Origin of the sequence: Microbacterium wangchenii, from assembly GCF_004564355.1 — a bacterium.
GTDB lineage: Bacteria > Actinomycetota > Actinomycetes > Actinomycetales > Microbacteriaceae > Microbacterium > Microbacterium wangchenii.
Genome location: NZ_CP038266.1, coordinates 3,028,650 through 3,045,933, shown reverse-complemented (window position 1 = coordinate 3,045,933; position 17,284 = coordinate 3,028,650). Strand labels below are relative to the sequence as shown.

Sequence of the window (17,284 nt, the reverse complement as noted above, 5' to 3'; positions counted from 1 at the left end):
AATTCGCACCTCTCGAGGTCCCGGCCGCCCGGCCCACGCTCAGACATCCCGCCTAGGATGAGCACATGACGAGGCTGTTGCTGATCCTGGCGCTCGTGGGCACCGCGTTCTGGGTGTACGCGATCGTGGATTGCGCGCTGCAGCCCGCCACCCGCCACCGCGGTGTGAGCAAGGGCGCATGGATCGCCATCGTCGTGCTGCTTCCCGTCCTCGGCGGCCTCCTGTGGTTCGTGGTCGGACGTGGCCGAGGCGCGAAGGCCGCAGCCGCCCGTCGCGCTCCCGATGACGACCCGGAGTTCCTCGGCAGCATCGGATCGATCGCCGACCAGGACGAGCGCATCCGCCGCCTCGAGGAGGAGCTCGCCCAGCTCGACGCCGAGGCCGACGACGAGCAGTTCCGGGGGGATGCCTCCGCGGACACCCCGCCCGCCGACCCCGGCCCCACCCCGCCGAGCACCGACGGCGACGACGACGCGCGCGGTCAGCGCGGCGCCGTCGGCTGAGGTGACCTCAGCCCGCCGCCCCGACGCGGCACCCGCCACCGACGCGGCCGCTGCGCTCCTGGGTGCCCTCGTGGGCAGCGGTGTCGCACACGTCGTACTCAGCCCCGGCTCCCGGTCGCAGGCGCTCGCGCTCGTGGCCGCCGCGCTGGAGCGAGCCGGCCGCATCCGGCTGCACGTGCGCATCGACGAGCGCGTGGCCGGCTTCACGGCCCTGGGCATCGGACGCGAGACCGGCACCCCCGCGGTGCTGATCTGCACGTCGGGCACGGCCGTCGCCAATCTCCTTCCCGCCGTCCTGGAGGCGCATCACGCCGGCGTCCCCCTCGTGCTCCTGACCGCCGACCGGCCGCCAGAACTGCGCGGAGTGGGCGCGAACCAGACCACGCGCCAGCCGGGCCTGTTCGCCCCGAACGTCCGCTTCGACGCCGATCCGCCGGTGCCGGAGAGCGTCGACCCCGATGGATCCTCCGAGCAGACGATGCTGCTGCGCTCGCTCGCGGCGGAGGCTCTCACCGCAGCGCGGGGGAGCGCGGGCCGCCCTGCCGGCCCCGTGCACCTGAACCTGCCGTACCGGGAACCGCTCGCCGGCGCCCTCCCCGCGTGGCTCTCGGAGCCGGCGGCGGCGGAGAGCGACGCATCGCCGGAGGGCGAGTCGGGGGCGCTGTATCAGGGCGGCGGCGGCATCGGCGGCGCCGACGCGGGGCCTGCCGAGACACTGCCGCACGAACTCGCCCGTGGGCCGCGCACGATCGTGGTGGCAGGGGCGGATGCCGGTCCCGCGGCGGAGGAACTCGCCCACGTGGGCGGGTGGCCCGTCGTGGCGGAGATCGTCAGCGGTGCCCGCTTCGGCCGCAACCTCGTCCACGGATACCGCGAACTGCTGCGCGAACCCGACCTCGGCGGCGCCGTGCAGCGCGTCGTGGTGTTCGGTCATCCCACCCTCAGCCGCGAGGTCGCGGCGCTCCTGGCCCGCCCCGACGTCGAGGTGCTCGCCGTGCGCGGACCCGGCGAACCGCTCAACCTCAACGGCGCCACCGCCTGGGTGGATGCCGTGCGCGTCGGTGACGGTGCGCCCGATCGCGAGTGGCTGGGCCGCTGGATGCGCGCCTCGGCCGCCGCCGCGGTGGATCTGACACCGCCCGCGCCCGACGCCCAGGCGCTGTCCTCCGCCGAACCGCAGCAGCGGCTCGGGGCGATCGCGGCCGAAGTCGCCGTCCTGCGCACCCCGCTGGACCGCGCGTCGCTCGTGGATGCGCTGTGGCGGGCGACGTGGCCGCATGACCGGCTCGTATTCGGCTCCTCCCGGCTCGTGCGCGTGGCCGACGCGCTCCTCGGGGGCAAGAAGGTGCCCGTGCACGCCAACCGCGGCCTCGCCGGAATCGACGGCACCGTCGCGACCGCACTGGGGGTGGCTCTCGCCAGTCAGGCCGACGGGCGGCCCGGCGTCACCCGTGCCCTGGTCGGGGACCTGGCGTTCCTGCACGACGCCGGTGCGCTGCTGATGCCCGGCGTCGAGGACGAACCCCGCATCCAGGTCGTCGTGGGCAATGACGGCGGCGGCACGATCTTCGACGGCCTGGAGGTGGCGGCGACGGCCGGCCCCGAGGCCATGGACCGGGTGCTCTACACGCCGCAGGCCGTGCGGCTCGAGCACCTCGCTCTCGCGTACGGGTGGGAGTTCCACCGGGTCACCACGCGCGGCGCGCTCGATCAGCTGCTCACGTCCCCCGCCGGCGGGCGCCAGCTCATCGAGGTCCCGCTTCCACGGTGACCACTGCCATCCCACTGCCACCGTGAGGCAGGGGATGCGCCGCCGGCTGCGGGCCGCCATCATGAGGGCATGACCACTTCCGCGCGGTGGCGCACCGCTGCATCGGAGGTGCTGCGCGCCGGAGCGGGTTTCGCCCTCGCGGATGTCGATCCGGACTCGACGCCGGGGTACACGGGGAGGAAACGTGACGGCGTCGACGACCTGGCGGAGGGTGCCACGCGGCTGGGCGAGCTGCAGGAGCGCCTGTTCGCACAGAGCGTCGCCGGTACGGCTGAGGGGTCGGTGCTGCTGCTCCTGCAGGCCATGGACACCGCCGGCAAGGGCGGCGTCGTGCGGCACGTGGTGGGCGCCGTCGATCCCCAGGGCGTGGAGCTGGCCGCGTTCAAGAAGCCGACCGAGGAGGAGCTCGCCCACGACTTCCTGTGGCGGGTCGAACGGCGCTTGCCCGAGCCCGGCCGCATCGGGGTGTTCGACCGTTCGCACTACGAAGACGTGCTGATCGGCCGCGTGCGCGCCCTTGCTCCGCCGGAGGAGATCCAACGGCGCTACGGCGCGATCGAGGAGTTCGAGGCGGATGCGGCGGCCCGCGGCATCCGGTGGGTCAAGGTCATGCTGCACCTCTCCCGCGAAGAGCAGCGGAAACGGCTGGCCGACCGGCTCGACCGCCCCGACAAGCAGTGGAAGTACAACCCGGGCGACGTCGACGAGCAGGAGCGCTGGGACGACTACATGGCCGCCTATCAGGTGGCCATCGAGCGCACCTCCAGCGAGGCGGCGCCGTGGCACGTGGTGCCCGCCGACCGCAAATGGTACGCGCGGCTGGCCGTACAGGAACTGCTGGCCGAGGCGCTGGCGGGGCTGAACCCGACCTGGCCGGCACCGGACTACGACGTCGAACGGGAGAAGGCGCGGCTGGCGGCGACGTGAGGCCTCGCACTGCCGGGGCGCAGTAGGGTGCGACCGGAGGGATTCATGAGACGCGGGTCGAACCTGCCGGCGGTGGGCACGTACAACCAGACGCTGGTGCTCGACCTCATCCGCCGAGCGCCGGAGGGCATCAGCCGTACCGAGCTCGCCGAGCGGACGGGACTGTCGGCGCAGACGCTCAGCAACGTCGCGCGTCGGCTCGTGGGCGAGGGGTGGATCGTCGAGGGCACCCCGGTCGCCGCAGGACCCGGGAAGCCGCGCACGCCGCTGCAGTTGCGCCCCGCCGCCCGCTGCGCGGTCGGCATCCATCTCGACCCCGCCGTCGACACGTTCGTCGTGGTCGATCTGACCGGCGCCGTCATCGCCCACAGCGAGCGCACTCCGCCTCAGATGGGCACCGCCGCCGACCTCGTCGCCGATCTGGCCGACGCCGTCGAGGAGCTGCTGACCGCCGCCGGCGTCCCGCGCGAGCGCGTCCTGGGCATCGGCGTGGCCGCGCCCGGCCCCTTCGACGCCGAGCGCGGAGCACTGTTCGAGCCGCCCCTGCTGGCACCGGCGTGGCATCACGCCCCTCTGCGCGAGCACCTGTTCGCGGCCACCGGGCTCCCCACGACGGTGGAGAAGGACGTCGTGGCCGCAATGGTGGGGGAGCTGTGGATGGATGCCGACCAGGAGCTCGACGACGCGATCTTCGTGTACTACGGCGCCGGGGTCGGAATGGGGCTCGCGATGGGTGGCACGCCGCTGCGGGGCCGCACCGGCAACGCCGGCGACGTCGCCCACCTCGGCGTCGAGCGCGATGGCCCGCTGTGCGAGTGCGGGCACCGCGGATGCCTGGGCGCAGCGATCGCGCCGGAGCGGCTCCTCGTCGACGGAGGGGTTCTGCGGGCGGGTGCGGCGCCGACCGCTCCGGAGCTGCGGGCCCACGTCGACGTGCTGACGCGCCGTGCACGGGGCGGGGATGCGCGCGCCGCGGCCGCTGTCGAGCGGGTCGGGGAGAACCTCGCGCGTGCCGTCGTCCAGATCAACAATCTCCTCGACGCCGACGTCGTGGTGGTCGGGGGACCGTTGTGGAGCCGGTTGGCCGAGGCGGCGCGCCCCGTGCTGGAGCGCGCGGTGGCCGCCAGCCGCGCCACCGCGACGGTGCGCGGCATCCGGCTGCTCGACAGCGCGCTCGGAACCGACGTCGCCGCGGTGGGCGCCGCGTGCCTCGTGCTCGATTCCGCGCTCACGGCGCGCCCGGCCGATCTGATGATCTCCTCGGGCTGACCCGCGGTCCGGTTCGGCGCACTCTTGCCCATTTACTCCAGTTGGTTTAGAAAAGAGGGGCGCACCCCGGGCGCACTGCGGAACGAGCAAAGGAGCTTCGACCATGAAGAGATCGACGACGACTCTCGCCCTCGCCGGCCTCACCGCCACGGCACTGGCGCTGAGCGGATGCGGCGGAGGTGCCGAGTCGGAGGCGTCCGATGGAACCATCCGCGTCGCCTACCAGAAGACCAAATCGTTCACCGCGATGGACGAACTCATGAAGAAGGTCAAAGAGCAGTACGAGGAGGAGTTCCCCGATCGCTCGGTCGAGCTCATGCCGATCGAGGCCGAGCAGGATCAGTACTTCACCAAGCTCGCGCTGATGAACGGATCCGCCGACACCGCGCCCGACGTGATCTACGAAGACACCTTCCAGATCCGCTCCGACGCCGCGGCCGGCTACCTGCAGCCGATCGACGAGTTCGTCGCCGAGTGGGACGAGTGGGAGCAGTACGACGAGGGCGCCCGCCAGGCGGGACTCGGCGATGACGGCAAGATCTATGGGGTGCCGCTGGGCACCGACACGCGCGGCCTGTACTTCAACAAGGAGATCTTCGCCGACGCCGGCCTTCCCGAGGACTGGGCTCCGACGAGCTGGGACGACGTGCTGGACGCCGCGCGTGCGGTGCAGGAGAGCAATGCCGACGTCATCCCGTTGAACGTCTACGCAGCGCAGGCGCTGGGGGAGGCGACCTCCATGCAGGGCTTCGAGATGCTGCTGTACGGCACCGGGGACGAGCTCATGGACACCGAGTCGAACAAGTGGGTGACCGGATCACAGGGCTTCCTCGACGCGCTGGAGTTCTACCAGACCGTCGCCGAGGAGAAGCTCGGCCCCGACCCTGCGCTGGCCCTGGACGCCGGCTGGGGGACGAAGGTCAGCACCGAGCTGCTCCCGCAGGGCGGCATCGCGATCGCGCTGGACGGCTCGTGGCTGCCGAGCAACTGGATCAACGGCGAGAACGAATGGCCGGAGTGGGAGGAGACGCTCGGGTTCGCCGCGATGCCCACGCAGGACGGCGGGGGTGAGGGCTTCACCTCGATGTCGGGCGGATGGACGCTCTCGATGGGCGCCAACGCCTCCGACCCGCAGGCGGCCTTCGATTTCATGGCGCAGGCTCTGACCTTCGACAACGCGCTGACGTACCACCAGGAGGCCGGCCAGATCGCCGTGCGCACCGACGTCGCCGAAAGCCAGGAGTACCTCGACTTCAACCCGTCGTTCGAGTTCTTCTCCTCGCTGGTCCCGTACACGAACTTCCGCCCCGCGACGCCGGACTACTCGCAGATCTCCTCGAACATCCCGGTCGCCACCGAGGGCGTGTACACCGGGCAGACCACGCCCGAGGACGCGCAGACCGCGTACGACCAGGCTCTCGTGGGCATCGTCGGCGAAGAGAACACGCAGGCGGGCTGAACCCGCGATGACCGCCACCGCCACCCTCACGACCGGTGGTCGGCACCGTCCGGGCCGGGGGACACCCTCCCGGCCCGGGCGGCCCGGCCGCATGGCCGCTCGCCTGCTGTCACTCCTGCCCGCGACGCTGCTGCTGCTGGCGTTCATGCTGGGTCCCATCGTCTACTCGCTCTACGGATCCCTCACCGACCGGGCGATGACGGGGCCGCGCGCCGCCGACCCGCAGTTCATCGGCTTCGCCAACTACACCGAGCTGTTCGCATCCCCGGACTTCTGGCTCTCGCTCGGGCTCACGGTGGTGTTCGTCCTCGCTTCGGCCGTGATCGGCCAGAACGTGCTCGGGATGCTGCTGGCCGTGCTCCTGCGCAGCGCGGTCAAGCCGCTGCGGTCCCTGGTGGGAGGGCTCGTCGTGCTCGCGTGGGTGCTGCCGGAGATCGTGGCGGCCTTCGCCCTGTACGCCTTCTTCCAGACCGACGGCACGCTCAACGCGTTCCTCGGCTGGTTCGGGCTGGAGGGCACGAGCTGGCTGTATTACTTCCCGATGCTGTCGGTCATCCTCGCGAACATCTGGCGCGGCACCGCCTTCTCGATGATGGTCTACAACGCCGCGCTGTCCGAAGTGCCGCCCGAGCTGATCGAGGCGGCCACGATCGACGGTGCCGGCGCGTGGCAGCGTTTCACGCGCGTGACCCTTCCCGTGATCAACCGGTCGATCTCCACCAACCTGCTCCTCACGACCCTGCAGACCCTCGGCGTGTTCACCCTCATCTGGGTGATGACCGGCGGCGGGCCGGGCACCCAGTCCTCGACACTGCCGGTGCTCGCCTTCCAGGAGGCGTTCAAGTTCGCACAGGTCGGCTACGGCACGGCCATCGCCACCGTCACGCTGCTGATCGGCGCCGTGTTCTCGGCCATCTACATCAGGATCCTCAAGCCGGAGGTGGTGTGATGGCGACCTCCACCGCGGCAGTGTCCGTCTCCGCGCCGCGCCGGCGCCCGCAGACCGTGCTGTCCTCGATTCTCCTCGCCGTGATCGGCGTGCTGTTCCTCGTGCCGCTGCTGTGGATCGTCTTCGCCTCCTTCGACGGCGACGCGCAGGTCACGATGAAGCTGCCGGGGACGTGGACGCTGGAGAACTACACGCAGGTGATGACGTGGGAACTGACGTGGCAGCCCCTGCTGAACTCCGTCGTGATCTCCCTCGGCACCGCGGTCATCACGGTGGTGGCCGGTGTGCTCGCGGCCTACCCGCTTTCGCGGTACTCGATGCGGTTCCAGCAGACGTTCATGTACGGGATCCTCTTCGGCACGGGCCTGCCCATCACCGCGATGATGGTGCCGGTCTACGCGCTGTTCGTGTCGTTCGGACTGCTCGACTCGGTGTGGGGCGTCGTCGTCTTCATGGCCGCCACATCGCTCCCGATGGCGATCTGGATGCTGAAGAACTTCATGGACTCCGTGCCCATCTCCCTGGAGGAGGCCGCGTGGGTCGATGGCGCCGGGTCGATGCAGGCGCTCGGCCGCATCGTCATCCCGCTCATGCGGCAAGGTATCGGCGTGGTGTTCATCTTCGTGTTCACCATGGCGTGGGGGAACTTCTTCGTTCCCTTCGTGCTGCTGTTCACGTCGTCGAACCTCCCCGCTGCCGTATCGATCTTCAACTTCTTCGGGCAGTACGGCTCGGTCGCTTACGGGCAGCTCGCCGCGTACTCGGTGCTCTACGCCGCACCGATGGTCCTCCTCTACGTCCTGGTCCAGAAGCTCTCCGGCGGGGCCTTCGCCCTCGCCGGCTCCGTCAAGGGCTGACCGCCTCCTCTCCCCACTGCTCCACCGGAAGGCACGACATGCACGACCGCTCCACCCTGGCCGCACTCCGCGTCGACCGGTTCATCCGCGAACGGCTCCTGCCCGCCGTGCACCGCGACGCGCACCCTCTCGAGGTGACGTGCTGGGAGGCACCCGGTGAGCCGGTGACCTTCGCGGAGGCGGCTGCGGGCGAGTACCGGCCGATCTCCGCGGGGGAGGCGTGGGGTCGCCCGTGGGGCACGACCTGGTTCCGCGTGACGGGCGCGGTGCCCGACCGCTGGCGCGGGGCGGACGGTGCGCTGCCGGCCGGGACACGAGCCGAACTGGTGGCCGACCTCGGCTTCACGATCGGCCAGCCGGGCTTCCAGTGCGAGGCGATGGTGTGGTCTCCCGACGGCCGGCCGGTGCGCGGGATCGCCCCGCTGAACAACGCCGTCATCGAGGCCGTCGGCGCCGACGGCGCCGTCGACGTCTACATCGAAGGGGCGTCCAACCCCGATGTCGGGAGCCTGTTCACCTTCGCGCCGACACCCGTGGGGGATCCGCTCACCGCGGGCACGGATCCGGTCTACCGCCTCCGTCATGTCGACGTGCGACTGCGCGACCTGGAGGTGGCCGGCCTGCTGGCCGACACCGTGGCCCTGCACGGTCTCGCGGCGCAGCTGGATCCGGCCTCGCCGCGCCAGGCCGACATCGTCGCGGCGCTCGAGCGGATGATCGACGCCGTGGATCCGCACGACGTCGCGGGCACGGCGACCGCCGGTCGTGCCGTGCTCGCGCCGGCGCTCGCCCGCCCCGCGGCCGCCAGTGCGCACACGCTGCACGCGGTCGGTCACGCCCACATCGACTCCGCGTGGCTGTGGCCGGTGCGCGAGACCGTCCGCAAGGTGGCCCGCACGTTCTCCAACGTGCTGTCGCTCATGGACGAAGACCCGGGGGTGGTCTTCGCGGCGTCGTCGGCGCAGCAGTACGCGTGGATGAAGGAGTACTACCCCGACCTGTTCGAGCGCATCCGCGCGCGGGTGGCGGAGGGCCGGTTCGTCCCCGTGGGGGGCATGTGGGTGGAATCGGACACGAACATGCCCGGCGGGGAGGCCTTGGCGCGGCAGTTCGTCGCAGGGAAGGGCTTCTTCCTGCGCGAGTTCGGCATCGACACGCGGGAGGTGTGGCTGCCGGACTCGTTCGGCTACACCGGCGCGATGCCGCAGGTGGCAGCCGCCGCCGGCGCGCGGTGGTTCCTCACGCAGAAGATCTCGTGGAACGAGACCAACCGCTTCCCCCACCACACGTTCCAGTGGGAGGGGATCGACGGCACGCGACTGTTCACCCACTTCCCGCCGGTAGACACGTACAACTCCACCGTGTCCGCCGCCGAGCTCGCCTACGCCGAGCGGAACTACGCCGACAAGGGACGCGGCACCGTGTCGCTCCTGCCCTACGGCTACGGCGACGGCGGGGGCGGCCCGACGCGGGAGATGGCCGCGGCCGTCGCCCGTGCGCAGTCGCTGGAGGGCTCGCCCCGCGTCGTGCACTCGTCCCCGCGTCGGTTCTTCGAGACGGCCGAGGCAGAATACCCCGACCCCGAGGTGTGGGTGGGCGAGCTCTACCTGGAGTTCCACCGCGGCACGTATACGAGCCAGCTCCGCACGAAGCAGGGCAACCGGCGCAGCGAGCACCTCCTGCGCGAAGCGGAGCTGTGGGCGACGGCCGCGACCGTCCACACAGGCGCGGAGTATCCGGCCGAGCGCCTGTCGCGCGCGTGGGAGACGGTGCTGCTGCAGCAGTTCCACGACATCCTGCCCGGGTCCTCCATTGCGTGGGTCCACCGCGACGCCGAGCGCAACTACGTCCACGTCGCGCGCGAGCTCGAGGACATCATCGACGCGAGCCTGCGCCGCCTGGCCGGGGACGGCGCGCACACCCTCACCGCCAACGCGGCGCCGCATGCCCGTCGCGGTGTGCATGCCCTGTCGGCTGCTCCCCGCACGGCCACCGCCGGCACGGTCCCGCGTGCCGAGGCCGCCGGGTGGGTGCTCGACAACGGCGTCGTCCGCGTCGTGATCGACCGGCGCGGGCTGGTGACCTCAGCGGTCGATCTCGCCACCGGGCGCGAATGCATCCCGCCGGATGCCGCGGGTGGACTGCTGCAGCTGCATCGCGACACCCCGACGCAGTGGGATGCGTGGGACGTCGACGTGCACTACCGCGCGACCGTGACGGAGCTGACCGATGCCGACCGCGTCGTGGCGGTGGAGGACGCGGTCGTGGTGGAACGGTCTTTCGGCGACTCGCGCATCGTGCAGCGGATCTCGCTGGAGGCCGGCTCGCACACGGTGGAGTTCGCCTTCGAGCTGGACTGGCACGAGACGCAGAAGCTCCTGAAGCTCGCCTTCCCGATCGACGTGCACACCGACCGGGCGACCTCCGAGATCCAGTTCGGCCACATCGACCGCGCCACCCACACGAACACCTCGTGGGACACGGCCCGTTTCGAGACCGTGGCGCACCGATGGGTGCGCGTCGCCGAACCCGATTTCGGCGTCGCCGTCGTGAACGACTCCACCTACGGCCATGACATCACGCGCGCTCCGCGCTCCACCGGCGGCGGCACGGTCTCCATCGTGCGGCTGTCGCTCATCCGCGCGGCGCTGTTCCCCGATCCCACGCAGGATCAGGGGGCGCACGCGCTGCGGGTCGGTCTGGTCATCGGCGCCGAGGTCGCCGATGCCGTCGCGGAGGGCTACCGGATGAACCTGCCCGAGCGGGTCGTGACCGGAGCCGCCGCGACGGACATCCCGCCGCTCGTGTCCGTGTCCGCCCCCGGCGTCGTCGTGGAAGCGGTCAAACTGGCCGAGGACGGCAGCGGCGACGTCGTCGTCCGTCTGTACGAAGCGCTCGGACGCCGCACGACGGCCAGCCTGTCGACGGGGTTCGCCGCAACCGCCGTGACGGAGACCGACCTGCTCGAGCGCGCGCTCACGGCATCCGCGGTCGTGGACGTGCAGATGGGCGAACGGCTCGAGGTGACGCTGCAGCTGCGGCCGTTCCAGCTCGTCACGCTGCGCTTCGCCCGCTGACCCCGGCTCAGGCGAGTGCTTCGACGATCGGCCGGAACTTCACGCGCGTCTCCAGCAGTTCCGTCTCCGGGTCGCTGCCCGCGACGATGCCCGCTCCGGCATAGGCGGTGAGGGGCAGGGCGCCGTTGGCGTCGGGCAGATCGAACTGGGCGCAGCGCAGCGCGATGGCCCACTCCCCGTCCCCGGAGGCGTCGATCCATCCGACCGCTCCGGCGTACCGGCCCCGGTCGAAGGGTTCGAGCCGGCGGATCATCGCCATCGCGGCGGGGGTCGGGGTCCCCGCGACCGCTGCCGTGGGATGCAGTGCCGCGACGAGGTCGAGGGAGGACGATCCGTCGTCCAGCTCCCCCTCCACATCGGTGGCGAGGTGCCACACGTTCGGCAGGCGCAGCGTGAACGGCTGCTCGGCCGCGGCGAGGGCGCTCGTGTGCGGGCGCAGCGCGTCCAACACGCTCTGCACGGCGAAGCGGTGCTCGTCCTGGTCCTTCCCGCTGTCGGAGAGGAACAGGGATGCCGCGGTGTCGGCATCCGCGTCGGCGCCGCGGGCGATCGTCCCGGCGAGGACGCGCGCGGTGACGGTGCCGTGCGAGGCGGTCACCAGGGTCTCGGGGCTCGCCCCGATCAGGCCGTCGACGGCGAACACCCAGCAGTCCGGGTAACCCGACAGCAGGGCGCGGACGAGGCGGCGGAGGTCGGCTCCGGAGGGCGCGGTGCCCACGACGTCGCGGGCCAGGACGACCTTCTCGACGTCGTGGCGGGCGATCGCCGCCAGCGCCGCGCGCACCGCGTCCTGGTACCCCTGTGCGCTCATGCGCCCGGGGCCGAGCGTCGCCGACCAGTGCGGCCCGTACGGCGTCGCGGGCGGGAGCGCGGTGGCGTCCTCGGCGGGAACGGGGTCGTCGACGCGGACGTGCGTGACCCACGTGCGCCCGCCGCGCCGCCCCACGAGCGTCGCCGGCACGGTCAGCACGCTCGCGTGAGCGGAGCTGGGGTCGAACGCGAAGGAGCCGAACGCGACCAGGCCGGTTCCCGGGATCCCCACGGCGTCGTCGATGTCGGCGGCTGCCGCGACCGCGCGCCAGCGGACGGCCAGTTCGGCCGCCGGAGTCAGGGCGCCCGCCGCCGCCTCCAGTCGCAGAGCGACGCCGAAACCGGCCAGCGCATCGCCGCGGCGACTCCAGAAGAGCGGGTCGGTGGCGGCGGAATGCGCGAGGACGTCGTCCACCGTCGCGATCTCGCGCGTGACGACGCGCAGCCGCGGGATCGGAAGCGAGGCGGGCGAAGGCACGACTCTCAGCCTAGTTCGCGCCCGGTCAGCGATCCTGGGGAAGGGCCCGGGGTGGGCGCCGCATCCCTAGACTGCGATCGTGATCCCTCGTCCTGCCCCCGGCACCCGCGTGATGTTCCGCTGGCGCAAGTGGGACGGCGGTGTGCACTGGGAGCACGAGTGCGTGTACCTGGGCCGCGATGACCATGGCGACTGGGTGGGGCAGCAGGCCGGATGGCGCAGCGTGCGCCCCGGCCGCGATGTGCGGGCACGACAGCCCAATGTCACCCTGATCCCGCCGAGCGGGGAGTGGACGTTCACCTCCAACGCCGCCCCGCACCCCACGCGCGTCTACATCGACCTCGCATGGGACGTGGGCTGGGAGGGCGACGAGCCCACCGGCATCGACATGGACCTCGATGTGGTCGAGGAAGCCGGCCGCGGCATCTGGATCGACGACCGCGACGAGTGGGACGAGCACCGCGTGCAGTACGGCTACCCGCTCGACATCGTCGAGCGCCTGGAGTCGGTCGCCCTGGACCTCGAGCTGCAGGTGCGGCGGCGGCGGGCCCCCTTCGACGACGCCACGATCGGCCGCTGGCTCGACGCGCTCGCCTCCTTCCCCGGCTGACTCGCACCGTCCCGGGCGGGGTGCGTGCACGGTGGGGCGGCGCATCCGCCCGGCCTAGACTCGACACGTGACCACTCCCGAGCCGAATCGCGCCGACCTCGGCAAGGACCCGGCACGCGTCAGCGGCATGTTCGACCAGGTCGCGCCCGCCTACGACCGCACCAACACCGTCCTCAGCCTCGGCAACGACCGGTTCTGGCGCGTCGCCACCACCCGCGCGGTGGCCCCGCGCCCGGGGCAGCGGATCCTCGATCTGGCGGCCGGGACCGGCGCCAGTTCGGTGTCGCTGGCCCGCAGCGGCGCCGAGGTCATCGCCGCCGACTTCTCGCCCGGGATGATCGCGGAGGGCCGGCGCCGCCACGGCGGCATCCCGAACCTGTCGTTCGTCCAGGCCGACGCGACCGACCTCCCCTTCGGCGATGCCGAGTTCGACGCGGTGACGATGTCGTTCGGACTGCGCAACGTTCACGACCCGCGTGCGGCGCTGCGCGAACTGCGCCGCGTCACCAAGCCCGGTGGCCGCATCGTGATCTGCGAGTTCTCCCACCCGCCCGCACGTGCTTTCGCCGAGCTGTACCGCTTCTACAACGGCCGCATCCTGCCGCTCGTGGCCAAGGCGGTCAGCTCCAACGCCGAGGCGTACGACTACCTGAACGAGTCGATCCGCTCGTGGCCCGACCAGCGCACGCTGTCGAGGTGGCTGCGGGAAGCGGGCTGGACGGATGTCGCCTACCGCAACCTGTCGTTCGGGATCGTGGCGCTGCACCGGGGCATCGCTCCGGGAACAGAGGCCTCCAGCCTGGCGGGGTAGGGTGGGACGGTGACCCCCAGACCTTCCGCTGCGGGCTCGCAGATGGCGGGCAAACTGGGCCTCGCCGACCGCATTTTCGCCGGCGTCCGTTCCCGCAAGCTCCTCGCCACGGTCGAGGCCGGACTCGAGCGCGTCGAGCAGAGCCTCGCCGGCGAACTGCGCGTCACAGATTCCCTCGCTGATGCGACCAGCCGTTACCTCTACGAGGCCGGCGGCAAGCGCGTGCGTCCGATGCTGGCGATCCTCACCGCGCAGCTGGGGGACGGCGTGACCGATGCCGTCGTGCAGGGCGCGACCGCACTGGAGATGACCCACCTGGGCTCGCTGTACCACGACGACGTGATGGACGGCGCGGACGTCCGCCGCGGGGTCCCCAGCGCGCAGACGGTGTGGGGCAACAACATCGCGATCCTCACCGGCGACCTGCTGTTCTCCCGCGCCAGCGGGATCATGGCCCGGCACGGCGACCGCGCCATCCGGCTGCAGTCCGACACCTTCGAGCGGCTCGTCCTCGGGCAGATGCACGAGACGGTGGGCCCGCAGGCCGGCGACGATCCGGTCGCCTTCTATCTGCAGGTGCTCTCGGACAAGACCGGATCGCTCATCGCCGCCGCCGCCGAGGCGGGTGTCGTCTTCGCGCGCGGCCCCGAGGAGTACGAAGAGCCCGTGCGCGTCTTCGGCGAGAAGGCCGGAGTCGCGTTCCAGCTGCTGGACGACGTGCTGGACCTCTCCGACGACCCCGACGAGACGGGGAAGGTGCCCGGCACCGACCTGCGCGCGGGTGTGCCGACGATGCCGTACCTGCTGCTCGGGCAGCGTCAGGATGCGGCATCCCGCGACCTGCACGCGCGCATCGACGACGGCGTGGCGCGCATCGCCGGCGGCGCCGACCCGGGGATCCTCGACGGCGCGCTCGCCGAGCTGCGCGATCACGAGGCGACCCGTGCGACCCTCGATCTGGCCCACTCCTGGTCGGCCGAAGCGATCGCGGCGCTGGGCCCGGTTCCCGACGGCCCCGTGCGCGAGGCGCTCACGCGCTTCGCGCAGGCTGTCGCCGACCGCTCCAGCTGACCTTCGAACGCGCGCAGCGACCGGTGTCCGGAAAACCCGAAAGGATCTTCATGACCAAGCTCAGGCTGGCCATCGTCGGCGCCGGACCCGCCGGCATCTACGCGGCCGACATCCTGCTCAAGGCCGAGCGCAAGTTCGATGTGTCGATCGATCTGTTCGAGCAGCTGCCCGCGCCCTACGGGCTCGTCCGCTACGGCGTCGCCCCCGACCACCCGCGCATCAAGGGCATCATCACCGCACTGCGGGAGGTGCTCGACCGCGGCGACATCCGCCTGTTCGGCAACGTCCGCTACGGCCAGGACATCACGCTCGAAGACCTCAAGCGCCACTATCACGCGGTCATCTTCGCCACCGGCGCGGTCCGCGACACGAGCCTCGACATCCCCGGCATCGACGCGGAGGGCTCGTACGGCGCGGCCGATTTCGTCAGCTGGTTCGACGGTCACCCCGACGTGCCGCGTACGTGGCCGCTGGACGCCGCCTCGGTCGCCGTCATCGGCAACGGCAACGTCGCCCTCGACGTCTCTCGCATGCTCGCCAAGCATGCCGATGACCTGCTGCCCACCGAGATCCCGGACAACGTGTACGAGGGCCTGAAGGCCTCACCCGTCACCGACGTGCACGTGTTCGGACGCCGCGGCCCCGCGCAGGTCAAGTTCACCCCGCTCGAACTGCGCGAGCTCGGCGAGCTCCACGACGTCGACATGGTCGTGTACGACGAGGACTTCGACTACGACGAGGCCTCCAAGGCGGCCATCGCCAGCAACAAGCAGGTCATGGTGATCGATCGCGTGCTGCAGGCCTGGCGCAAGCGTCCGAGCGTGAACAACGCCGGCGGCGAGGCGTCCCGCCGCCTGCACCTGCACTTCTGGGCCAAGCCCGTCGAGGTCAAGACGGATGAGGCCGGCCACGTGTCGGGGTTCGTCTACGAGCGCACGCGCCCCGACGGCGAGGGCGGCGTGGTCGGCACCGGCGAACTGCGCGAGATCCCCATTCAGGCGCTCTACCGCGCGGTGGGCTATTTCGGCTCCCCGCTCCCGGGTGTGCCCTTCGACAAGCGGCACGGCGTCATCCCCAACCGCGAGGGCCAGGTGCTGCACAAGGACTCCAACGAGCCGGTGCCGGGCGTGTACGCCACCGGGTGGATCAAGCGGGGACCGGTCGGGCTCATCGGGCACACCAAATCGGACGCGATGGAGACCGTGCGTCATCTCATCAACGACCAGGGTTCGTGGTGGCAGCCCGAGGACGCGTCGGAAGGGGCGATCCCCGCGCTGCTGGAGTCGCGCGGGGTCCAGTGGACCGACCTCGAGGGATGGCACCGTCTCGACGAGCACGAAGTGGCCCTCGGCCTCCCGCACGAGCGCGCCCGCATCAAGGTCGTCCCTCGCGACGAGATGGTCTCGATCTCTCGCGGCGAGTGACCCACCCCCTCCAGCTCGAGGGCACCCCTGCCCGGGCGGGGGCGCGGCCCTGGGGGAGCGGATCGGTCCGCCCGTAGGGTGGGAGGATGAGTGGCCAGTGGCGCGCCGACATCCTCGGGCCGGGGTTCGAGCAGCTGACGCTCCCGCTCGGCCACGAGGACGGCGAGGAGATCGTCGCGACCCTGGTGCGGAGCATCCCCTCTGTCCTGCTGCGGACGGTGGGTCCGCTGCGGGATGTGGACGTGCTGTACGTGCACGGCTGGTCGGACTACTTCTTCCAGACCGAGGTCGCGGAGTTCTGGACCGAACGCGGTGCCCGCTTCTTCGCGCTCGACCTGCGCCGGTACGGCCGGAGCCTGCGGCCGGGGCAGCGCCCCGGCGACGTGCGCTCCCTCGAGGACTACGACCTCGACATCGCCGCCGCCCTCGCGGCGATGGAGGTGGACGCGCGTGGCCCCCGTAGGCTCGTGCTGCTGGGACACTCCACGGGCGGACTCACCCTCACGCTGTGGGCAGCCCGGCACCGCGGCCGCGCGGCCGCTCTCGTGCTGAACAGCCCGTGGCTCGAGCTCCAGCTGGGCCCGATCGGGCGTCAGGCCCTGACACCGCTCATCAACGCCCGCGCGCGCATCGATCCGCTCGGGGCGCAGCCGGTCCTCGACCTCGGGTTCTATACGCGTGCGCAGCGCGAGATCGGTGTGCTCCCGGCGGGCGTCGGACCGTGGCGGCCCGAGCAGGGGTTCCCGACGCATCCGCGCTGGCTGGCCGCCGTCGTGGCGGGGCATGGCCGGATCGCGGACGGGGTGGATGTCGGATGTCCCGCGCTCGTGCTGCTCTCGGCGCGCTCGACGCCGCCGATCCGGTGGAGCGATGACATGACCTCGACCGATTCGGTGCTCTTCGTCGACGACATCGCCCGCGCGGCGACGCGCATAGGCGAGCTCGTCACCATCGCGCGCATCGAGGGTGCGATCCACGACGTGTTCCGCTCCCGCCCCGAGCCGCGGGCGGCAGCGTTCGCGACCCTGGACCGGTGGATGCGCTGGCTCCGCTGACGGCGGGGTGTCAACCCCCGTCCGGGGTGGGACGCACCCGTGCTGGAGTGATGGCATGGACATCGACCGCGAGAAGCCGCCGATCGAACCCACCACCGAGCCCGACACGACGTCCGCCGGCGAGCCCAGTGGCACCGGCGAGAGCATCGACGCCGAGGATCGCCCGGCCCTGCAGGAAGACGACGGGGTCGACGGCACGCCCGCGTGACCCGC

The 17,284-nt window shown here is 71.7% G+C and carries 15 protein-coding genes; 14 read left to right on the top strand and 1 reads right to left on the bottom strand.

Annotation, left to right across the window (positions count from 1 at the left end):
• Nucleotides 1-65 precede the first annotated feature (65 nt).
• From E4K62_RS14765 to E4K62_RS14730, 8 genes are all read left to right on the top strand, one after another.
• Nucleotides 66-503, top strand: coding sequence for a PLDc N-terminal domain-containing protein (locus E4K62_RS14765; RefSeq protein WP_135068729.1), 438 nt, complete (start codon nt 66-68; stop codon nt 501-503).
• Nucleotides 406-2,274 carry a 2-succinyl-5-enolpyruvyl-6-hydroxy-3-cyclohexene-1-carboxylic-acid synthase gene (gene menD, locus E4K62_RS14760; RefSeq protein WP_135068727.1) on the top strand — a complete coding sequence of 623 codons (1,869 nt, stop codon included), beginning with the start codon at nt 406-408 and terminating at the stop codon, nt 2,272-2,274. Before E4K62_RS14765 ends, menD begins: the two co-directional genes overlap by 98 nt.
• 69 nt (nt 2,275-2,343) lie before the next feature.
• On the top strand, nt 2,344-3,201 hold the full coding sequence (locus E4K62_RS14755) for a PPK2 family polyphosphate kinase (protein ID WP_135068725.1): 858 nt from the start codon (nt 2,344-2,346) through the stop codon (nt 3,199-3,201).
• A gap of 45 nt (nt 3,202-3,246) precedes the next feature.
• Nucleotides 3,247-4,470, top strand: coding sequence for an ROK family transcriptional regulator (locus tag E4K62_RS14750; protein ID WP_135068723.1), 1,224 nt, complete (start codon nt 3,247-3,249; stop codon nt 4,468-4,470).
• 103 nt (nt 4,471-4,573) lie between these two features.
• Nucleotides 4,574-5,929, top strand: coding sequence for an extracellular solute-binding protein (locus E4K62_RS14745; protein WP_135068721.1), 1,356 nt, complete (start codon nt 4,574-4,576; stop codon nt 5,927-5,929).
• Between the two features lie 7 nt (nt 5,930-5,936).
• On the top strand, nt 5,937-6,878 hold the full coding sequence (locus E4K62_RS14740) for a carbohydrate ABC transporter permease (RefSeq protein WP_135068719.1): 942 nt from the start codon (nt 5,937-5,939) through the stop codon (nt 6,876-6,878).
• A complete protein-coding gene (locus tag E4K62_RS14735; RefSeq protein ID WP_135068717.1) occupies nt 6,878-7,735 on the top strand; it encodes a carbohydrate ABC transporter permease in 858 nt (285 codons plus the stop codon). The genes E4K62_RS14740 and E4K62_RS14735 overlap by 1 nt, the downstream gene beginning before the upstream one ends.
• A gap of 38 nt (nt 7,736-7,773) precedes the next feature.
• Nucleotides 7,774-10,812 (top strand): alpha-mannosidase, encoded by a 3,039-nt coding sequence (locus tag E4K62_RS14730; protein ID WP_135068715.1) that lies wholly within the window; start codon nt 7,774-7,776, stop codon nt 10,810-10,812.
• A 7-nt stretch (nt 10,813-10,819) separates the two neighbouring features.
• Here E4K62_RS14730 and E4K62_RS14725 read toward each other — a convergent pair whose 3' ends face one another.
• Nucleotides 10,820-12,100 (bottom strand): isochorismate synthase, encoded by a 1,281-nt coding sequence (locus E4K62_RS14725; protein WP_240742710.1) that lies wholly within the window; start codon nt 12,098-12,100, stop codon nt 10,820-10,822.
• Nucleotides 12,101-12,179: 79 nt separating this feature from the next.
• On the opposite strand from E4K62_RS14725, the gene E4K62_RS14720 reads away from it, so the two are divergent.
• From E4K62_RS14720 to E4K62_RS18750, 6 genes are all read left to right on the top strand, one after another.
• Nucleotides 12,180-12,710, top strand: a complete 531-nt coding sequence (locus E4K62_RS14720; protein WP_135068713.1) for a DUF402 domain-containing protein — start codon at nt 12,180-12,182, stop codon at nt 12,708-12,710.
• A gap of 67 nt (nt 12,711-12,777) precedes the next feature.
• Nucleotides 12,778-13,521 (top strand): demethylmenaquinone methyltransferase, encoded by a 744-nt coding sequence (locus E4K62_RS14715; protein ID WP_135068711.1) that lies wholly within the window; start codon nt 12,778-12,780, stop codon nt 13,519-13,521.
• Between the two features lie 9 nt (nt 13,522-13,530).
• Entirely contained in the window at nt 13,531-14,592 is a 1,062-nt protein-coding gene (locus tag E4K62_RS14710; protein WP_374108152.1) for a polyprenyl synthetase family protein, read from the top strand.
• Between the two features lie 50 nt (nt 14,593-14,642).
• Nucleotides 14,643-16,016 (top strand): FAD-dependent oxidoreductase, encoded by a 1,374-nt coding sequence (locus E4K62_RS14705; protein ID WP_135068709.1) that lies wholly within the window; start codon nt 14,643-14,645, stop codon nt 16,014-16,016.
• Nucleotides 16,017-16,102: 86 nt separating this feature from the next.
• Nucleotides 16,103-17,071 (top strand): alpha/beta hydrolase, encoded by a 969-nt coding sequence (locus E4K62_RS14700; protein WP_135068707.1) that lies wholly within the window; start codon nt 16,103-16,105, stop codon nt 17,069-17,071.
• 55 nt (nt 17,072-17,126) lie between these two features.
• On the top strand, nt 17,127-17,279 hold the full coding sequence (locus E4K62_RS18750) for a hypothetical protein (protein ID WP_167747805.1): 153 nt from the start codon (nt 17,127-17,129) through the stop codon (nt 17,277-17,279).
• The last annotated feature ends 5 nt before the right edge of the window (nt 17,280-17,284 follow it).

Bases quoted from the DNA above. Each gene is read 5' to 3' on its own strand.
- E4K62_RS14755 (WP_135068725.1), top strand. From the start codon at position 2,344: ATGACCACTTCCGCGCGGTGGCGCACCGCTGCATCGGAGGTGCTGCGC.
- E4K62_RS14750 (WP_135068723.1), top strand. From the start codon at position 3,247: ATGAGACGCGGGTCGAACCTGCCGGCGGTGGGCACGTACAACCAGACG.
- E4K62_RS14700 (WP_135068707.1), top strand. From the start codon at position 16,103: ATGAGTGGCCAGTGGCGCGCCGACATCCTCGGGCCGGGGTTCGAGCAG.
- E4K62_RS14730 (WP_135068715.1), top strand. From the start codon at position 7,774: ATGCACGACCGCTCCACCCTGGCCGCACTCCGCGTCGACCGGTTCATC.
- E4K62_RS18750 (WP_167747805.1), top strand. From the start codon at position 17,127: ATGGACATCGACCGCGAGAAGCCGCCGATCGAACCCACCACCGAGCCC.
- menD (WP_135068727.1), top strand. From the start codon at position 406: ATGCCTCCGCGGACACCCCGCCCGCCGACCCCGGCCCCACCCCGCCGA.
- E4K62_RS14705 (WP_135068709.1), top strand. From the start codon at position 14,643: ATGACCAAGCTCAGGCTGGCCATCGTCGGCGCCGGACCCGCCGGCATC.
- E4K62_RS14740 (WP_135068719.1), top strand. From the start codon at position 5,937: ATGACCGCCACCGCCACCCTCACGACCGGTGGTCGGCACCGTCCGGGC.
- E4K62_RS14735 (WP_135068717.1), top strand. From the start codon at position 6,878: ATGGCGACCTCCACCGCGGCAGTGTCCGTCTCCGCGCCGCGCCGGCGC.
- E4K62_RS14745 (WP_135068721.1), top strand. From the start codon at position 4,574: ATGAAGAGATCGACGACGACTCTCGCCCTCGCCGGCCTCACCGCCACG.
- E4K62_RS14765 (WP_135068729.1), top strand. From the start codon at position 66: ATGACGAGGCTGTTGCTGATCCTGGCGCTCGTGGGCACCGCGTTCTGG.